General features: G+C 60.2%; 16 protein-coding genes. 10 read left to right on the top strand and 6 right to left on the bottom strand.

Annotated elements, in window-relative coordinates:
• Positions 1 to 20: 20 nt before the first annotated feature.
• From iolG to iolB, 8 genes are read left to right on the top strand one after another with little or no spacing between them, the layout of a single operon-like run.
• Entirely contained in the window at positions 21 to 1007 is a 987-nt protein-coding gene (gene iolG, locus INF77_RS08955; protein WP_193532280.1) for an inositol 2-dehydrogenase, read from the top strand.
• A 31-nt stretch (positions 1008 to 1038) separates the two neighbouring features.
• Entirely contained in the window at positions 1039 to 1968 is a 930-nt protein-coding gene (locus INF77_RS08960) for a sugar ABC transporter substrate-binding protein (protein WP_041908742.1), read from the top strand.
• Between the two features lie 48 nt (positions 1969 to 2016).
• Positions 2017 to 3564 carry a sugar ABC transporter ATP-binding protein gene (locus tag INF77_RS08965; protein ID WP_028014046.1) on the top strand — a complete coding sequence of 516 codons (1548 nt, stop codon included), beginning with the start codon at positions 2017 to 2019 and terminating at the stop codon, positions 3562 to 3564.
• 11 nt (positions 3565 to 3575) lie between these two features.
• A complete protein-coding gene (locus tag INF77_RS08970) occupies positions 3576 to 4604 on the top strand; it encodes an ABC transporter permease (protein WP_028014045.1) in 1029 nt (342 codons plus the stop codon).
• An 8-nt stretch (positions 4605 to 4612) separates the two neighbouring features.
• Positions 4613 to 5746 carry a Gfo/Idh/MocA family protein gene (locus INF77_RS08975; RefSeq protein ID WP_063155437.1) on the top strand — a complete coding sequence of 378 codons (1134 nt, stop codon included), beginning with the start codon at positions 4613 to 4615 and terminating at the stop codon, positions 5744 to 5746.
• A 12-nt stretch (positions 5747 to 5758) separates the two neighbouring features.
• Entirely contained in the window at positions 5759 to 7663 is a 1905-nt protein-coding gene (iolC, locus tag INF77_RS08980; RefSeq protein WP_193532281.1) for a 5-dehydro-2-deoxygluconokinase, read from the top strand.
• 11 nt (positions 7664 to 7674) lie between these two features.
• Positions 7675 to 8565, top strand: a complete 891-nt coding sequence (gene iolE, locus INF77_RS08985) for a myo-inosose-2 dehydratase (protein WP_028014042.1) — start codon at positions 7675 to 7677, stop codon at positions 8563 to 8565.
• A gap of 9 nt (positions 8566 to 8574) precedes the next feature.
• Positions 8575 to 9399, top strand: a complete 825-nt coding sequence (gene iolB, locus INF77_RS08990; RefSeq protein WP_193532282.1) for a 5-deoxy-glucuronate isomerase — start codon at positions 8575 to 8577, stop codon at positions 9397 to 9399.
• 89 nt (positions 9400 to 9488) lie between these two features.
• Here the strand turns inward: iolB and INF77_RS08995 are convergent, their stop codons facing one another.
• The 3 genes from INF77_RS08995 to INF77_RS09005 are packed head-to-tail and all read right to left on the bottom strand — an operon-like array spanning position 9489 to position 11990.
• Positions 9489 to 10232 carry an alpha/beta fold hydrolase gene (locus tag INF77_RS08995; protein WP_193532283.1) on the bottom strand — a complete coding sequence of 248 codons (744 nt, stop codon included), beginning with the start codon at positions 10230 to 10232 and terminating at the stop codon, positions 9489 to 9491.
• Positions 10233 to 10243: 11 nt separating this feature from the next.
• Entirely contained in the window at positions 10244 to 10711 is a 468-nt protein-coding gene (locus INF77_RS09000) for a DUF6130 family protein (protein ID WP_193532284.1), read from the bottom strand.
• A 49-nt stretch (positions 10712 to 10760) separates the two neighbouring features.
• On the bottom strand, positions 10761 to 11990 hold the full coding sequence (locus tag INF77_RS09005) for an MFS transporter (RefSeq protein WP_193532285.1): 1230 nt from the start codon (positions 11988 to 11990) through the stop codon (positions 10761 to 10763).
• A 97-nt stretch (positions 11991 to 12087) separates the two neighbouring features.
• Between INF77_RS09005 and INF77_RS09010 the strand changes: the two genes are divergently transcribed.
• Positions 12088 to 12978 (top strand): LysR family transcriptional regulator, encoded by an 891-nt coding sequence (locus INF77_RS09010; protein ID WP_150144517.1) that lies wholly within the window; start codon positions 12088 to 12090, stop codon positions 12976 to 12978.
• Here INF77_RS09010 and INF77_RS09015 read toward each other — a convergent pair.
• Positions 12975 to 13145 (bottom strand): YfgG family protein, encoded by a 171-nt coding sequence (locus INF77_RS09015; RefSeq protein WP_023337595.1) that lies wholly within the window; start codon positions 13143 to 13145, stop codon positions 12975 to 12977. The two genes, INF77_RS09010 and INF77_RS09015, sit on opposite strands and share 4 nt — an antisense overlap.
• 371 nt (positions 13146 to 13516) lie before the next feature.
• Here INF77_RS09015 and INF77_RS09020 point away from each other — a divergent pair, with 371 nt between their 5' ends.
• Positions 13517 to 15757, top strand: a complete 2241-nt coding sequence (locus INF77_RS09020) for an EAL domain-containing protein (RefSeq protein WP_088204564.1) — start codon at positions 13517 to 13519, stop codon at positions 15755 to 15757.
• A gap of 4 nt (positions 15758 to 15761) precedes the next feature.
• On the opposite strand, the gene ppx is transcribed toward INF77_RS09020, so the two are convergent.
• A complete protein-coding gene (gene ppx / locus INF77_RS09025) occupies positions 15762 to 17300 on the bottom strand; it encodes an exopolyphosphatase (protein ID WP_193532286.1) in 1539 nt (512 codons plus the stop codon).
• 3 nt (positions 17301 to 17303) lie between these two features.
• Positions 17304 to 19364, bottom strand: coding sequence for a polyphosphate kinase 1 (gene ppk1 / locus INF77_RS09030; protein ID WP_193532287.1), 2061 nt, complete (start codon positions 19362 to 19364; stop codon positions 17304 to 17306).
• Positions 19365 to 19489: the final 125 nt, after the last annotated feature.

Raw genomic sequence — 19489 nt, forward strand, 5'->3', positions numbered from 1 at the left:
CACCAACACCGGGAGCCGTTATGTTTAACATTGCTTTACTGGGCGCTGGCCGAATTGGCCAGGTACATGCAGCTAACATCGCCAGCCACGGCGCGACCACGCTCTGGTCCGTGGTTGACCCGAATCAGGAATTTGCCACCCGTCTCGCCGCACACTATCAGGCCCGCCAGCAGAGCGTGGATGAGGCGATGACCGACCCTAACGTTCACGCCGTGCTGATCGCCTCCGCCACCGACACCCACGCGGATCTGATTGAAATGGCCGCCCGCCACGGCAAGGCTATCTTCTGCGAAAAGCCGGTACACCTCGACCTCGCCCGCGTGCGCGACTGCCTGAAAGTGGTTAAAGAGTACGACGTGCCGCTGTTCATCGGCTTTAACCGCCGCTTTGACCCGCAGTTCCGCCGCGTGAAAACCGATGCCCAGGCCGGGCGCATCGGCAAGCCGGAATCGTTGCTGATCATCTCCCGCGACCCGTCTCCGCCGCCCGCGGAGTACGTGCGCGTCTCCGGCGGCATGTTCCGCGATATGACCATTCACGACTTCGACATGGCCCGTTTCATCATGGGCGAAGAGCCGGTGTCGGTGTATGCCCAGGGCAGTAACCTGGTGGATCCGGCGATTGGCGAGGCGGGGGATATCGATACCGCGTTTATCGTTCTGAAATATGCCTCCGGCGCGATGGCGACCATCGTCAACAGCCGCCGCTCCTCTTACGGTTACGACCAGCGCCTGGAGCTGCACGGCTCCGAAGGGCTGCTGTGCGCCGGCAATATTCTGGAAAACCAGGTGCAGCACTACGGCAAAGAGGGCTGCACCAGCGCGCTGCCGGAACACTTCTTCCTGCAGCGCTACAAATCCGCTTACGCCGCGGAATGGGAACACTTTGTTGCGGTCCTGCGCGGCGAAGCGATGCCTGACTGCAGCGGCGATGATGGTGAACGTGCGCTGTACCTCGCGGATAAAGCGCTGGAGTCGCTGCGTAGCCAGCGCGAGATCGTCCTCTAAACACAACAACCCTACACAGAGAGACATAATAATGAAAAAACTGATCTTAGCCGCCCTCATCGCCATGACGTCCGGGGCCGCCCTCGCCGAAAACGAGCAGATTGTTTTCAGTACGCCAAACCTGGCCATGCCGTTTGAGGTTCACATGCAGCGTACGGCGGTGAAAGCCGCGAAAGAGATGGGCGTGAAGCTTCAGGTACTGGACGGGCAGGGCAGTTCACCCAAGCAGGTGGCTGATCTGGAAAACGCCATCACCCGCGGGGCGCAGGGCTTTATCGTCTCCCCGAACGACGTGAACGCGGTCTCCAGCGCGGTGGATGAAATTCAGGATGCGAAGCTGCCGGTGGTCACCCTTGACCGCTCCGTCGACAGCCAGAAGAAAGTGCCCCACTTTGGCGCCAACAACTACAAAGGCGGCCAGGCGATTGGCGACTTCGTCAAAACCAAATTCCCCGACGGGGCAGAGATCATCCTGCTCACCGGCCAGCCGGGTTCCTCTTCCAATATTGAACGCACCAAAGGGATCCGCGATAGCCTGAAGGCGGGCGGGGATAAGTACAAGATCGTCGCCGATCAGACCGGCAACTGGATGCGTTCTGAAGGGATGCGCATCGTCGAAAGCGTTCTGCCTTCGCTACCGAAACGCCCGCAGGTGATCCTCTCCGCCAACGACGATATGGCGCTGGGCGCGATTGAAGCCCTGCAGAGTCAGGGCGTGAAGCCGGGTGAAATCCTCGTGACCGGCTTTGATGCGGTGCCGGAAGCGCTGGCCCGTGTGCGCGATGGCTGGCTGGCGGTAACGGCGGATCAGCGTCCGGGCTTTGCGGTGCAGACGGCGATGAGCCAGCTGGTGGCCAACGTGCGCGAGAAGAAAGCCATCACCGGGGCCGACTACCCGCCAACGCTTATCACCAAAGAGAACCTGCAGCAGGCTGAGCGTATCGGTGAGGCCGGTAACTGATATGTCCCGAGCCGCCTCTGGCGGCTCAACATGAGGAGGAGCAGACCGATGTCGCAACCCTTACTGAAAGTGACCGACCTGGCAAAAAGCTTTTCCGGCGTCTGGGCGCTAAGCAGCGCCCAGCTGACCGTCGGCGCGGGGGAGATCCACGCCCTGCTGGGGGAAAACGGAGCGGGAAAATCCACGCTGCTGAAGGCGCTTGCGGGCGCGCAGCCGCAAACCCGCGGGGATATCTGGTTCAACGGCGAAATGCTGCCGGTGGACGACTCCCCGGTGGAACGGCAGAACAAGGGCATTATCACCATCTATCAGGAATTCAACCTGCTGCCCAACATGACCGTCGCGGAAAACATGTTTCTCGGGCGCGAGCCGCGTAAACGGAACCTGATCGTCGACGAAAGGGCGGTAAATCAGGAGGCGCAGGTCATTCTCGATTACCTGCAGCTAAACGTTGCGCCGACCACGCCGGTCGCCCGTCTGAGCGTGGCCCAGCAGCAGATGGTGGAGATCGCCCGGGCGCTGACCCTCAACGCTCGCCTGATCATCATGGATGAACCTTCCGCCGCGCTGAGCGACAGCGAGGTGGAAAGCCTGCACCGCGTGGTGCGGGAGCTTAAAAACCGCGGCGTGAGCATTATTTACGTTACCCACCGCCTGCACGAAGTTTTCCAGCTCTGCGATCGCTTCACCGTATTTCAGGACGGCCGCTTCACCGGCACCGGCGCGGTGGCGGAGACCAACGTCGAACAGCTGATCCGCCTGATGGTCGGGCGCGACGTGGCCTTTAACCGTCGCCCCGCCAGCGAAACCCATCATCAAGACAAACCCGTCCGCCTGGCGGTGAAGGGGCTGAGCCGCGAAAAGCCGCCGCTGGATCCGCACGGCATCGCCCTGCACGACATCAGCTTCCACGTCCATGCCGGGGAGGTCTTAGGGATTGCCGGGCTGGTGGGCGCGGGACGCACCGAGGTGGCCCGCTGCCTGTTTGGCGCAGACGCCTTTACCTCCGGGAGCTTTGAGCTGGACGGCGTGCCGTACCAGCCGCGCGACCCGCTGTATGCCCTCGACCAGGGCGTGGCGCTGGTGCCCGAAGACCGTAAAAAAGAGGGGGCGGTGCTCGGGCTGTCGATTCGCGACAACCTGTCGCTCTCGTGCCTCTCCTCGCTGCTGCAGTGGCGCTGGTTTGTGAACACCCGTAAAGAGGACGATCTGATTGAGTCCTACCGGCAGGCCCTGCAGATCAAAATGGTCAACAGCGCGCAGGAGGTGCGCAAGCTCTCCGGCGGTAACCAGCAGAAGGTGATCCTCGCGCGCTGCATGGCGCTCAACCCGCGGGTGCTGATCGTCGATGAGCCGACGCGCGGCATTGACGTGGGGACCAAATCGGAAGTGCACCAGGTGCTGTTTGACATGGCGAAAAAGGGCGTGGCGGTGATCGTGATCTCCTCCGATCTGCCTGAAGTGATGGCGGTGTCTGACCGGATCATCACCCTCAGCGAAGGCCGGGTGACCGGCGAGATCCACGGTGACGACGCTAACGAAGAACGGCTGATGACGATGATGGCCATCAACCACAACGCCCTGAACGCGGCATAACGGAGTTTCTCATGACGCAGATGATTTCTAAAACGCAGGCCCCGGTCAAACGCGCCGGACGCATCGATCCCATCGCCTTCTTCGAGCGCTTCGGGGTGTTGATTTTCATGATTCTGCTGCTGATCTTCTTCCAGTCGCAGAACAGCAACTTTTTCTCTGAACGCAATATTTTCAACATCCTGACCGAAGTCTCAATCTACGGGATCATGGCCGTGGGGATGACCTTCGTCATTCTGACCGCCGGGATCGACCTCTCCGTGGGCTCCATTCTGGCGGTGTGCGCCATGACCGCGGCGTACGTCATTAAGGGCGATAACTTCACCACCGTCGACCCGAACGCCTGGGGCGGCATGAGCTGGCTGATCGGGCTGGGGATTTGTCTGGCGATGGGTACGGCGATTGGCTTCCTGCACGGTCTGGGCGTCACCCGCCTGCGTCTGCCGCCGTTTATCGTCACCCTCGGCGGGATGACCATCTGGCGCGGCCTGACCCTGGTGATTAACGACGGCGCACCGATCGCTGGTTTCGACCCTGGCTACCGCTGGTGGGGACGCGGCGAGCTGCTCGGCATCTCCATTCCGATCTGGATCTTCGCCATCGTCGCCGTCGGCGGCTATCTGGCGCTGCATAAAACCCGCTGGGGCCGCTTCGTCTACGCCATCGGCGGCAACCCGGAGGCGGCGCGCCTGGCGGGGGTTAACGTCAAGCGCGTGCTCGTCAGCGTCTACGTGCTGATTGGCTGTCTGGCCGGGCTGGCGGGCTTCATCCTGAGCGCGCGTCTGGGGAGCGCCGAGGCGGTGGCCGGGATCTCCTTTGAGCTGCGCGTTATCGCCTCAGTGGTGATTGGCGGCACGTCGCTGATGGGCGGCTACGGGCGCATCGGCGGCACCATTATCGGCTCCATCATTATGGGCATTCTGATTAACGGCCTGGTGCTGATGAACGTCTCGGCTTACTACCAGCAAATTATCACCGGGTTAATTATCGTTCTGGCGGTGGCGTTTGATACCTACGCCAAGAGCCGTCGCGGCGCACTGTGAGGATCGTGATGAAAGAGGTTCGTATTGGATTGATTGGCACCGGGTATATCGGCAAGGCGCACGCTATCGCTTATGCCCAGGCCCCGACGGTGTTCAACCTGCGCGGCAGGCTGGTGCGCGAGATGGTGGCGGAAGTCACGCCGGAGCTGGCGGCAGAGCGCGCCCGGGCGTTTGGCTTTAACCGTTCAACGGGAGACTGGCGGGCGCTGGTGGCCGACCCGGCCATTGACGTGGTGGATATTTGCTCACCTAACCACCTGCATAAAGAGATGGCGCTGGAGGCGATCCGCCACGGCAAGCACGTCTACTCGGAGAAGCCTCTGGCGCTCAACGCCCACGATGCGCGCGAGATGGTCGACGCCGCGAAGCGGGCCGGGGTGAAAACGCTGGTGGGGTTCAACTACATGAAGAACCCGACGGCGCAGCTGGCGAAGGAGATTATCGCCCGCGGCGAGATAGGCGATGTGATCCACTTCTACGGCACCCACAACGAAGACTATATGGCCGACCCGCTGTCGCCCATCCACTGGCACTGCTTTAAAGAGACCGCCGGGCTGGGCGCGCTGGGCGACCTCGCGGCGCATATCGTCAATATGGCTCAGTACCTGGTGGGCGATATCGAGCAGGTCTGCGGCGATCTGAAGATCGTGGTCCCGGCGCGCCCGGCGAAGGCCGGATCGTCAGAGATGATTGCGGTGGAAAACGAGGATCAGGCCCACGCGATGGTGCGCTTCGCGGGCGGGGCGCAGGGTGTCATTGAAACCTCCCGCGTCGCCTGCGGCCGCAAGATGGGGCTCTCGTACGTGATCACCGGGACGAAGGGCGCCATCAGCTTCACCCAGGAGCGCATGGCGGAGCTAAAGCTCTATCTGCATGACGATCCGGTGAACCGTCAGGGGTTCCGCACGCTGCTCGTCGGCCCGGCGCACCCGGACTACGCCGCGTTCTGCATGGGCGCAGGCCACGGAATTGGCTTTAACGATCAAAAAACGGTGGAGGTGCGCGACCTGGTGGACGGGATTGCCGCCGACGCGCCGATGTGGCCGGACTTCGAAGAGGGCTGGAAGGTGTCGCGCGTGCTGGACGCGATTGCGCTCTCGCACCTGCAGGGCCGCTGGCTGAACGTGAACGACATTGTCTGATGAGGTATCAACGTGGAAAAGCAGTTTGATGTGATATGCATGGGCCGCGTGGCGGTAGACCTCTATAGTCAGCAGATTGGTGCCCGCCTGGAGGACGTGTCGAGCTTCGCCAAATACCTTGGCGGATCCTCCGGCAACGTGGCGTACGGCACCGCGCGCCAGGGCCTGCGCTCGTCTATGCTGGCGCGCGTCGGCGATGAACATATGGGCCGCTTCCTGCGCGAAGAGCTCAACCAGGTAGGCTGCGATACCAGCCATCTGATTACCGATAAAGAGCGCCTCACGGCGCTGGTGCTACTCGGCATTAAAGACCGGGACACCTTTCCTCTGATTTTTTATCGCGATAACTGCGCGGATATGGCGATTACCGCCAGCGATGTGGATGAAAGCTACATTGCCTCCGCACGTTGTCTTGCCATCACCGGGACCCATCTTTCTCATCCGCAGACCCGCGAGGCGGTGCTGACGGCACTGGGCTATGCCCGCCGTCACGGCGTGCGCACGGTGCTGGACATCGACTACCGTCCGGTGCTGTGGGGGCTCACCTCCTTAGGCGACGGCGAAACGCGCTTTATCGCCGCCGACCAGGTCACCCGCGAGCTGCAGGAGGTATTGCACCTCTTCGACGTCATTGTCGGCACCGAAGAGGAGTTCCACATTGCGGGCGGCAGCACGGATACCCTGCAGGCGCTGGGGCAGGTGCGCGCCGTCAGTGAAGCAACGCTGGTCTGCAAGCGCGGCGCGCTGGGCTGCTCGGTCTATACCGACGCCATTCCGCCCCGGCTGGACGACGGCCTGACGGTGACAGGCGTGCGCGTGGAGGTGCTGAACGTTCTCGGGGCGGGGGACGCGTTTATGTCCGGCCTGCTGCGCGGCTACCTGAACGACGAGGGCTGGGAGCAGGCGTGCCGCTACGCCAATGCCTGCGGCGCGCTGGTGGTCTCGCGCCACGGCTGCGCCCCGGCGATGCCGAGCAAAATCGAGCTGGATGACTATCTCTCCCGCGCTGCGGTTGTGCCGCGCCCGGATCTTGACCCGCGTCTTAATCATCTGCACCGGGTCACCACGCGCCGCCGCGAATGGCCGGAGCTGTGCGTGATGGCCTTCGATCACCGCAGCCAGCTTGAGGATATGGCGATGCAGTGCGGTGCGTCGCTTAAGCGCATTCCGGCGCTGAAGCAGCTGATCCTGCAGGCCAGCCGCGAGGCGGCGAGCCGCGCCGGGCTGGAGGGCAAAGCCGGCCTGCTGTGTGACGGCACCTTTGGTCAGGACGCGCTGAACGCGATCACCGGGGAAGGGTGGTGGATTGGTCGCCCCATTGAGCTGCCGGGCTCCCGCCCGCTGGAGATGGAGCACGGCAACATCGGCACCCAGCTTATCAGCTGGCCGCAGGAGCACGTGGTGAAGTGCCTGGTCTTCTTCCACCCGGAAGACGCCCACGGCCTGCGTCTGGAGCAGGAGCAGAAAATCGCTGAGGTGTACCACGCCTGCTGCCGGTCCGGGCACGAGCTGCTGCTGGAGGTGATCCTGCCCGCCAGCATGCCGCGCAGCGACGAGCTCTACCTGCGCGCCATCTCCCGCTTCTACAACCTGGGCATTTACCCGGACTGGTGGAAGCTGCCGCCGCTTTCCGCCGACGTCTGGACGGCGCTCGGCGAGATTATCGAACGCCGGGATCCGCACTGCCGCGGGGTGGTGATCCTCGGTCTGGACGCTCCGGCGGAACAGCTGCGCGCGGGCTTCAAGGCCGCAGCGGGGCAGCCGCTGGTTAAAGGCTTCGCCGTGGGGCGCACGCTGTTTGGCGACGCCTCCCGCGCGTGGCTGAAGCACGATATTGACGATGCGCAGCTGGTAGCGCGCATCCGGGACAACTACCTGCAGCTTATCGCCTGGTGGCGCGAGCGCGGACACGCATAATGGAGATAACAATGAGTGTGCAATTAGGCATTAACCCGCTGACGTGGACGAACGACGATCTGCCTTCCCTCGGCGCGGAAACCTCGCTGGAGACCTGCCTGAGCGAAGGGAAAGAGGCCGGTTTTGCCGGCTTTGAGCTGGGCAATAAATTCCCGCGTGAAGCGCGCCTGCTTGGCCCGATTTTGCAGCGCCACGACCTGCAGCTCGTCTCAGGCTGGTACTCCGGCCGCCTGCTGGAGCGCAGCGTGGAGGCGGAGATCGCCGCCGTGCAGCCGCACCTGACGCTGCTGCGCGAGCTGGGGGCGAAGGTGCTGGTCTTTGCGGAAGTGAGCGGCTGCATTCACGGCGAGCAGCAGACCCCGGTGCATCTGCGTCCGCGCTTCCCTCAGGCGCGCTGGAAGGAGTACGGCGAGAAGCTCACCGAATTTGCCCGCTACACCCAGCAGCAGGGAGTCCAGATTGCTTACCATCATCATATGGGCACGGTGATTGAGTCCGCCGACGACGTGGACAACCTGATGACCCACACCGGAGAGGCGGTGGGACTGTTGCTGGACACCGGTCACCTGACCTTTGCCGGGGCCGATCCGCTGGCGGTGGCGCAGCGCTGGGCGTCGCGCATCAACCACGTTCACTGCAAAGACGTGCGCGCCGACGTGCTGGCGGACGTGAAAAACCGCAAAACCAGCTTCCTCGATGCGGTGCTGAGCGGCGTGTTTACCGTGCCGGGCGACGGCTGCGTCGATTACCCGCCGATCATGAGTCTGCTGAAGGCGCAGGACTATCGCGGCTGGCTGGTGGTGGAGGCCGAGCAGGATCCGGCGATTGCCCATCCGCTGACCTACGCTCGTCTGGGGTATAACAACCTGAGCCGCCTGGCGCGCGACGCCGGGCTTATTTGAGGAGGTGACATGTCACGTCTGTTATCACGCTGGCAGCAGCCGAACGCGGAGGGGCGCACTCAGTCCGTCACCCCGGAACGCGCAGGGTGGGGGTACGTCGGATTTGAGGCGTATGAGCTGCAGGAGGGGCAGACGCTGACGCTGCCCGCCGTCAGGGAAGAACGCTGCCTGGTGCTGGTCGCCGGGCGCGCCTCTATCACCACGCCTTCCGCGCAGTTTAACGATATCGGCGAGCGGATGAGCCCCTTCGAGCGCATCAAACCGTGGGCGGTATACGTCACCCCGCAGGAGACGGTGCAGGTGAAGGCGCTGACGGCGCTGGAGCTGGCGGTCTGCGCCGCGCCGGGCAAGGGCTCGTACCAGACGCGGCTGATTGCCCCGCAGGATATCGACGCTGAAGCGCGCGGCAAGGGGCACAACCAGCGCTACGTGCACAACATTCTGCCGGAAGACAAGCCCGCCGACAGCCTGCTGGTGGTGGAGGTCTGGACTAACGAGGGCTGTACCAGCTCGTACCCGAGCCACAAGCATGACACGGATAACCCGCCGCAGGAGACCTACCTGGAGGAGACCTACTATCATCGCCTCAACCCGGAGCAGGGGTTCTGCATGCAGCGCGTCTACACCGAAGACAGAACGCTGGATGAGTGTATGGCGGTCTACAACCGTGACGTGGTGATGGTGCCGAAGGGGTATCACCCGGTGGCGACGATAGCGGGGTATGACAGCTACTACCTCAACGTGATGGCCGGTCCGGTGCGCAAATGGATGTTCACCTGGGAAGAGGACCACGCGTGGATTAATCGCGATTATCCCGCAGAGAGGGGGGGCTGAGACGGCCTTTCTTGTCGGGTGGCGCTGCGCTTACCCGGCCTACGAAATCGTGGGTTCGTGCAAGCGTAGCGCCGCCGGGCGAATTGTCCTCAGTGTGTCCGCCTCGCCTGCTCAATCGTCCGGGCGATGGCTTCCGGCTGACTCACCATCGACACGTGGCTCGCGGCCACCTCGGTGGTTTTCGCATGTATCGCCTTCGCCATCGCACGTTCCAGGTTGGGGTTGATCATCCGGTCATGCTTGCTGACCACAAACCAGCTCGGTTTATCATGCCACGCCGCGTGAGTCACCTTTTCACCAAACGCATCGGCTTTAATCGGCCCCTGCGTAGCCGCGATAGCGTTTTGTTCACCCGGCTTCACGTCAGGCGCGAAGTCCTTCCTGACGGCTTCTGTCGGCAGGTATAAATAGCCGTCCGCCGTTTTGGCGATGCCCGCGCTGCCCGGCGGCGGAGGGAAGCTACCTGCCAGATCCGCCGTCGACTGGCCGGAATCCGGCGCGAACGCCGCCACATAGACCAGCGATTTTACCCGTGCATCGTTGCCCGCCTCGCTAATCACGGTGCCGCCCCAGGAGTGGCCTACCAGCACCACGTCGCCGTGCGCCCGGGCGATGGCCCGTTTTGTGGCGGCAACATCATCATTAAGCGAGGTGAGCGGGAGCTGGACGGCAATGACCTCTGCGTGCTGTTTCTGCAGAAGGGTTATCACCTTATTCCAGCTGCTGCCGTCGGCAAACGCGCCGTGCACCAGCACGACGCTGGTTTTATTTTCCGCGAAGGCGCTGGCAGAAAGCGCCAGCAGGGCCGCCGTCAGTACAGACAGTACTTTCATGTTCAGACTCCTTAAAAATGGTGGGTCGCCGCGTGGGGCGGGACGGTGAATTCAATGGTTTTGTGGTCGAGCGGCTTGTGCGTCGGGTCAGCCAGGATGAGCGTTACCTTGTGCTTGCCGGCGGGCAGCCCCACCAGGATCACCGGCTCGCCGCTGGCGTCAGCCCAGTGCCACGGCGCGTCGTCCACCACCACGTGAATGTGTCCGATACGCGGGGTCACCTTGAGCGCCTCGGGGCCGAATACCGGCTCGATGCGCAGGTTTTCGGCCCGGTACTGAATAAACACCGCGCCTTTGCTCAGCGGCCCGGCAAGCGGCGGATCGACGATCAGTTTTGCAGGCGGTTGCGGCTGCGCCAGCGGGGCAACGGCGGTGGGGCCGTTAACGTCCGCGGCGCTCAGGTTGTTCAGCGGCGTGGCCTGGGCATGTGTTACAGAGGCCAGGACGAGCAGGGGTAAAATTGCGTAACGACGAATCATGGTTCTCTCCTCATCAGTTCTGAATGACGACAGGTAAAGAAAACCATTTTTATGTATCGGAGATATTTGCCGGAGGGGGCGTTTTGTACCCGTTTGTCAGCGCGTCGCGCGGGATACAGTGCGATACAGTTTGCTTACCGGGATGGCGCACGATCGCTATCGCCAGCCCGGCAATCACCAGCGTTAACCCCGTCGACACTCCCATTGCACCCGCGATCCCCAGCGTTTTGTTCAGCCACGCATAGGCAAACGGTGCGGCTGCGGCCATCAGCTGGCCCGGGATAAGCAGCATACCCGTGCGGCGGGCATAGCTTTCCGTGCTAAACAGCTCCAGTGGCAGCGTGGCTTTTACTATGGTGACCAGCCCGTTGATGGCGCCGTAGCCCAGCACAAACCCGGCCGCACACCACGCAAAGAGGGGGCTGCTCATCCCCAGAATAAAGCAGAGCGGCATGGCGAGGGCGGTGAAGAGCGTGAGTTTGAAGGGGGTTAAGCGGCCTCCTGCCAGCACCTCCAGCGAGCGCGCGCCCGTCTGGCCGATCCCCCACAGCATGCCGATGGCGACCGGCAGGCCAAAGTGGGCAATAAACTCCGGCAGATGGGTGGAGGTGCCGTTAGAGACAAAGGTGATAAGGGCGATGAAGGCCGCATAAAGCCAGGCGTTACGCCGCTCGTTGCGCAGGGGCGGCGCGATGGCCTTTGTGTTTTCCGTCAGCCGCTGCTGGGGAAGCGTGCGGATCAGCACTGCGCTCAGCAGGCCAAGCAGGACATAAATGCGTAACGCGTCCTGCCAGCTCATGATGTGAAGCAGGCCATCGCCCAGCGGCCAGAAGACGGCAGACGCCAGCCCGCCCATCAGCGTAATACGTGAGATCGTCCCGCGTGCCTGCTGACCATATAGATTAACCAGCGCGGCGAACAGTGCGTCATACAGCGACAGACGCATCCCGATGCCGCACAGTAGCCAGGCGCCGTACCAGCCAGACAGCGTCCGGGTATACGCCATACCGGCGCAGCTTGCGGCAATCAGCAGCGTTCCGCTCATTACCACTTTCTGTCCGCCAAAGCGTGCCAGCAGACGGGCGACGAAAGGGGAGACCGCGGCCATCACCAGCATCGCCAGCGTCAGGCCGAGGTAAATCTGCGGCGCTGACCATCCCCGGTCGGCTGAAATGGTCCGCGCAAAGGTGCCGGGCAGATAAAACGAGATCCCCCAGTTGATAAGCTGATTACATCCGGCAGTAAGGGCAAGGCGACGAGGCAGGGCAGGTGTTTCCATTGTTTTTCATTCCGTTATGCAGTTGTCCTGAGCATAGCGAGCGCGGTATTGTGCTGGCAGGCCTGCAACCTTATGCGCTGTATAAGAGAAACTTTGGATGACGACGCTTAACCTTGGCTATCTCGCGACGTTCCGTCTGGTGATCCAGCGCGGCAGCTTTTCGGCGGCGGCGGATCTGCTGGGCATTTCCCAGCCCGCCGTTAGTCTGCAAATACGTCAGCTGGAGCAGTTTCTGCAAACGCGGCTGGTGGAGCGTACCGGGCGGGGCATTAAGGCCACGGCGGCAGGAGAGTCACTGCTGGTTCACGGAGAGCGCATTCAGCAGGTTGTGGACGAAACCCTGCGGTCCGTGAGCGCGTTCAGCCACGATGTCAGCGGGACCATTACTCTTGGCACGGGGGCGACGGCCTGTATCCACCTTCTGCCGCCCCTGCTGGCGCAGCTGCGCCGCGACTATCCGCTCCTGCGGGTGGGCGTAACAACGGGCAACACCCTCGATATCGTCAGGGCCATTGAAGAGAACCGTCTCGATATGGGGCTGGTGACGCTGCCGGTAAGCGGCAGAGCGCTGGACGTTATGCCGGTGATGGACGAGGAGTTTGTTTTTATCGCGTCGCGGGAACAGCAGGATGCTTTCAGGGAGTTAACCCCGGAGGCGCTCCATGCCCAGCCGCTGATCGCCTTTGAGTCTGGCAGCGGTACCCGGGCGCTCATTGATGGCTGGTTTGCGGCCAATGGGTTAGCGATCGCGCCGGTGATGCAGCTTGGCAGCATTGAGGCGATTAAGCGTATGGTTCGGGTGGGGCTCGGCTACAGTATCGTTCCGCGAATGGCGGTTGAGCATGATGCTGACCGTGAAGGGCTCTGCGTCATGTCGCTCACGCCCGTGCTGCAGCGACAGCTCGCCATCGTGATGCGGCAGGACAAGATCCTCAGCAAAGGGATCGCGGGGATTATTCGGCTGGTGCAAAACCCATCGCAGGGCTAGCGGTCAGCGGCGTCGACGTTCAGGCTGGACTGCTGCGACTGGATTTTGTCCTGATGGTGATACCAGGCGCCGATGGAAGAGTAAACGAAGCGGCCAAAGAAAAACAGAAAGCTGATGAGCAGTATAATGCGGGTCATCCGGGTGTTAAAACGGTGTCGTTTGCGCATACGCGTGGCCTGACTCACTCTTCTTTTTCCTGGGCATGCCCTTCTGGGCGACGGGGATATTAAGGCACAGCGGAAAGAGAGGGTCAATTCCGTCATGTGTAAATAACCGTCAACGTTTACATTAATTATTGTTATTGAAATTAATATTTGCATTTACCATATTGATAATATGAAGAAAATTATTTCAAAAAAACGCTGTGCAAAGCTTATTTGCGTAAAATAATTTGATTTATGTCAACGGATTTCCGGCCCTGATATTTAAAATCCCTCCTCCATACCGTTCGCCCCGCACGTCGCCGGGCTGCGCCAGGTCAGGTTGGATGCCTGTCATTATTTTCCTTCTGGAGAAAAAGGGGTTTAACCGGGCATCTATGAACATTTTTGCTTTCCTGAAAAAGAATCAACACCGCTGGTGGGTATTGCCGCTTATTTTACCGGTGGTTTTACTTCCCGTACTGAGCGTGGCGAATACGTTCACGCACCTGGGCGACGGGATAGCGGCACTTTATTATTTACCGCTCTCGTTTTTGCTTTCGCTGATGATGTTTTTTGGTCTGGAAGCCCTTCCCGGGATCGTGTTGTCGCTGTTTATCCGCTATTACCCGTCGGTCGGGATGTTTGAAACCGTCGCCGGCGTGCTCCATTTTATTGTCCCTATAGTGCTTAGCTGGGGCGGCTACCGGGTGTTTGCGCCCAGACGCAATATGACGGCGTACGGTGACGTACGGCTGATGGCGCAGCGCATCTTCTGGCAGGCCTTCTGCCCCGCGACGCTGTTTCTGCTGTTGTTCCAGTTTGCGGTGTATTTGGGAGTGTATGAGAGTCGCCAGAGCCTGGCAGGGCTTAACCCCCTCAACATTCGCACGCTGATCAACTATCAGGCCTTGCTGGTCAGCGGTCTGACGGGCGTGCCGTTAAGTTATCTGCTGATCCGCTTGATTCGTCATCCGCGCTATCTCAAAAGCCTCATCTCGCAGATCCGTACCCAGATAGACAAAAAGGTGACGCGCGCTGAGTTTCTGATTTGGGCCATTGCGCTTGCCGGGCTGCTTTCGCTCCTGCTGCTGCCGATGAATGAAAACAGTTCGATTTTCACCACTAACTACACCCTGTCGCTGCTGATGCCGGTGATGCTCTGGGGGGCGATGCGCTTTGGCTATAAGCTGATTTCGCTTATCTGGATCCCGATACTGCTGGTGTCTATTCACTATTTTTACCGCTATATTCCCGTGAACCAGGGGTACGACATTCAGCTGGCAATCACCTCATCCAGCTATCTGGTCTTCTCGTTTGTGGTGATTTACATGTCGATGCTGGCGACCCGGCAGCGGGCGGTGAACAAACGCTCCCGCAGGCTGGCGCTGCTCGACCCGGTTCTGCATATGCCTAACCTGCGGGCGCTTTCGCGAGATCTGGCAAAAAACCCGTGGTCGGCGCTCTGTTTACTCCGCGTTCCGGAGCTTGAAATTCTGGGCCGTAACTATGGCGTGTTACTGCGCATTCAGTACAAACAGCAGCTGGCGCAATGGGTTAACGGCACGCTCCAGCCCAATGAGCAGGTCTATCACCTGACGGGCTGTGACATGGCGGTTCGCCTAAATGCCGAATCGCACCAGCAGCGGATTGAAACCCTGGACGAGCACATCAAGCAGTTCCGCTTTGTCTGGGACGGCATGCCGCTGCAGCCGCAGGTGGGGGTGAGCTACTGCTATGTGCGTTCGCCGGTTAACCACCTCTATCTGGTGCTGGGTGAGCTGGGGGTGGTGGCCGATCTGTCGCTCTCCTCTAACCACCCGGAAAATCTTCAGCAGCGCGGCGCCGTCCATCTGCAGCGCAGCCTGAAGGATAAAGTCGTGGTGATGAGTCGCCTGCAGCGTGCGCTGGATAACAACGCATTCACGCTGCTCGTTCAGCCCGTACGCGGCCTGCGTGGCGATAGGTATCATGAGGTCTTGCTGCGGATGACTGATGCAAACGGGCTGTTGATCTCCCCTGAACAATTCCTGCCGATAGCCCAGGAGTTTGGCCTCTCTTCGCGGGTGGATTTGTGGGTGCTGGAGCATACGCTGCGCTTCCTCGCCGCGCATCGCGAACGGCTGCCCGGCCAGCGCTTTGCCATTAATCTGGCCCCTTCAACGGTGTGTCGGGTGCAGTTCCCGCTTGAGGTGAGTCGCCTGCTGGCGAAATATGCCATTGAGCCGTGGCAGCTGATCTTTGAAGTGACAGAGTGCAGCACCTTCTGCAACGCGGAGCAGGGGCTCCACATCCTTCGGCAGCTGCAGAAAATGGGGGTACGCATTGCGATCGATGATTTTGGTACCGGCTATGCGAGCTATGCGCGGCTGAAAAGCGTGGATGCGGACATTCTCAAAATCGACGGCGATTTCATCCGCAATATCGTCAACAACAGTCTGGATTACCAGATTGTGGCCTCTATCTGTCATCTGGCTCGCATGAAGAAGATGCTGGTGGTGGCGGAATATGTCGAGACCGAAGAGATACGTAGCGCGGTGCACGCGCTAGGCATTGATTATGTGCAGGGCTATCTGATTGGCAGACCGGCACCGCTTGAGTCACTGCTGGAAGCAGAGGCGTCCACGGCGGACGCCTGAGCCGTTACGCGGCGACGTCGGCGCTATCTTCCTCGATTTTGAGCATCCAGCCGGTGACCGCTTCCCAGTACTGCTGCTCTTTTTCCAGGTCCAGCAGGACCAGCGCGTTCTGGCTGAACCAGTCGTGCGGGAAGCTCAGCGTCCAGTGGTGATCGTCGGTTTTCAGCTTCAGCGTCGGCGGTGTGGTGGTGGCCTGACGCTGATTGTTCAGCAGCACGCCCAGGCGCAGCAGCTGAATAAGCGGCAGGAACTGCTTTTTCTTAAACAGCGTGAAGCGCGGCAGATCGTCGAGCTTGATGGCTTTACGGTGATAGCGCACCAGGGTCGCCATCATGGTTTGCTGCTCCTGATTGAAGCCGGGCAGATCGCTGTTTTGCAGAATATACGCTGAATGGCGGTGCATCCCGCTGTGGTTGATGTTCAGCCCCACCTCGTGCAGCATCGCGGCCCATTTCAGCAGCGCGGCAAGCTGCGGGTGCGCCAGCTTGGGGTTCTGCTCCTGCCACTGCTCGTACATCTGCACCGTGGTTTCCAGCACGCGCTTAGCCTGCTCGCGGTCGATGTTGTACTGGTTGGCCAGGCTCTGCGCGGTGCGGCTGCGAATGTCCTGATGGCGGAAGCGGCCCTCCATCTCATACAGCACCCCCTCACGCAGCGCGCCGTCGGAAAGGCGCAGCTCTTTAATCGCCAGGGCGTCAAACACGCCGCAGAGAATAGCCAGGCCCGGCACGAAGACTGCCTTACGCTCGTCGGAAAGCCCCGGCAGGCTTAGGGCGTCAAAACTTTTATGCTTCAGCACCTCTTCGGCCAGCAGGGTCAGGCGTTCAGGCGTGATAAAACCGTCTTTTTCACCCATCGCCAGCAGCACTTCATGCGCCGCCTTGATGGTGCCCGACGCGCCCAGCGCCACGTTCCAGCCCTGAATGCGGTACTGCCAGGCCAGATTCTCCAGCTTCTGGATCGCAGCCATTTTCGCCCGCTGGAAGTTTTCACGGGTAATGGTGCCGCCGGGGAAGTACATCTGCGCGAAGCTGACGCAGCCCATGCGACGGCTCTCCACCAGGCGCGGCTCAAAGTCTTCGCCGATCACCAGCTCCGTAGAACCACCGCCGATGTCGATCACCAGCTTGCGCCCTTTTTCCGGCTGGGTATGTTCAACGCCCATGAAAATCAGACGCGCCTCCTCGTTACCGGAGATGATCTCAATCGGGTAGGGGATCACTTTTTCGGCCCGCTTGAGGAACTCCGGCGCGTTCAGCGCCTGGCGCAGCGTGTGGGTGCCCACGATGCAAACGCTGGAGGGCGAGAAGCCCTGCAGGCGTTCGGCAAACAGCGACAGGCAGTTTAAACCACGCTCCATCGCCTCTTCGCTGAGCATGCTGCGCTCATCAAGCCCATCCGCCAGGTGTACGCGCTGCTTCAGACGACCGATGATCTGCAGCGCGCCATCCACCTCACGGGCGATGACCATGTGAAAACTGTTAGAGCCAAGATCGACCGCGGCGTATTCCTGCGGGCGTGGGGTCTTATCATTTATCGGCATAGGTTAATCGGGTTGCTCGAGTGATTTGATATAGTCGTAAATCGCCAGCTGTGACCGCACTTTACGGCGGTTGCCGCGCGGTACGTAGCGGTTACTGAGTTCTTTGTCGATATAGCGCGCCTTCACCGTATCGCTGAACAGGATCTCGATAATGTCGAGGATACGCTGTTTCAGACGCGGATCCAGCAGCGGCGTCGCGACTTCAATTCGATAGTCAATATTGCGCGTCATCCAGTCTGCCGAAGAGAGATAGACCTGTTTATCGCCCGCATTATCGAAAATATAGACCCTATCGTGCTCCAGGTAGCGGTCAACGATGCTGATAACGCGAATATTGTCGCTGATGCCTTCCAGTTCCGGAATAAGCGAGCACATGCCGCGGATCAGCAGGTTAACCGGCACGCCGGAGCTGGACGCCGCATACAGCCTGTCCACCAGCCCTTTATCGACCAGGTTGTTAAGCTTCAGCGTGATGCCGGACGACAAGCCTTTCTGCGCATTGGCGATCTCTTTATCGATCATATCGTACAGCAGGCGGCGCGAGTTCTGCGGTGAGACCAGCAGATAGTCGAAGCTCACCGGACGGTACGGGTTTTCGATAAAGTTAAAGACCCGGCGCACTTCGTTGGTAATGCGGGCGTCAGCGGTTAAGAGCGAGTAGTCGGTATAAATCCGCGCAGTTTTTTCGTTAAAGTTCCCGGTGCCGATGTGGGCATAGCGCACCACGTCATCACCCTCTTTACGAGAGAGCAGGAACAGCTTGGCGTGAATTTTCAGACCCGGCGCGGAGAAGATCACGTGCACGCCCGCTTCCGTCAGGCGGCGCGCCCAGTGAATGTTCGCCTCTTCGTCGAAGCGCGCCTGCAGCTCAACCACCACGGTGACTTTTTTGCCGTTGTGTGCCGCGTGGATCATCGCGTCGATGATGCGGGAATCTTTTGCCACGCGGTAGATGTTGATTTTGATCGCCAGCACGTTCGGGTCGAACGAGGCCTGACGCAGCAGCTCCAGCACGTGTTCAAAGGTGTGGTACGGGTAGTAGAGCAGCACATCGCGCTCGCGGATAGCGTCGAATCCGTTGCGGAATTTATCGAACCAGATATGACGCAGGCGCGGCAGCGGTTTGTTCACCAGATTGGCTTTGCCAACGTTCGGGAAGCCAATGAAGTCTTTAAAGTTGTGGTAACGGCCACCCGGCACGATGGAGTCATAGCGTGAAATGGTTAGCTTCTCGCGCAGCATCTCCACCATGGCGTCCGGCATGTCGCGTTGATAGACAAAGCGCACCGGCTCGGCCGTCAGGCGCTGTTTCAGGCTGGAGGACATCAGCTCCATCAGGCTGGCTTCCATCTCGTGCACCAGGTCATATTCGGCGTCACGGGTCATCTTCATCGAGTAGGCGTTTAACGCATCGTAATCGAAGAAGCCTTTGAAAATGTCGTCCAGGCAGTAGCGCAGGATGTTATCCAGCAGGATCATCGGCTTGCGTCTGCGCGGCGTTTCCGGCGGCAGGTTCACGAAGCGCGGGACCTTGTCGGACGGGATCTCCAGCAGGGCATAACGGATGGATTCACCGCGAATAATTTCCACCGCCAGGTAGGTGTAGTCATCCTTCAGGAATTGCACCAGATCGGTTTCACGGTTGATGAGAATCGGGGTAATGTGCTGGCGCAGGTACTGTTTAAAGTAGTGGCGCAGCCAGTTTTGTTGGTTAACGGAAAGCTGACGTTCGTTAATCAGGAAGATTTGATTGCGCGCCATCTCCAGCAGCAGTTCGTTATACAGGCCGTCAAATTCCTGATCGGCTTTCAGCACGCGGGACTGGATTTTGCCCAGCAGATGCCGCGAGTGCGAGTTTAAGCCCTGTTCTTCGCTGATGATGATGCGTCTTTTCAGCTCGGCAAAGCGAACCTTGTAGAACTCATCCAGGTTGTTGGAATAAATGCCTAAAAAACGCATGCGTTCGATCAGCGGGTTACTTTTGTCTGCCGCTTCCTGGAGTACACGTTCGTTAAATGCTAACCAGCTTAGCTCTTTCTCGATATATAACTTTTCCTGACCCATTACAGCTCACACTCCAGTTCAATCACAGGACGTGGTAAATCCGTCTCGTCCTTATTATGGCGAGCATTTCCACGATATGTCCAACAGTGCCAGAAAAGTATGACAGTTATTTTTTTTGTTGAGGA

Origin of the sequence: Enterobacter cloacae complex sp. P1B (assembly GCF_014982345.1) — a bacterium.
GTDB lineage: Bacteria > Pseudomonadota > Gammaproteobacteria > Enterobacterales > Enterobacteriaceae > Enterobacter > Enterobacter bugandensis.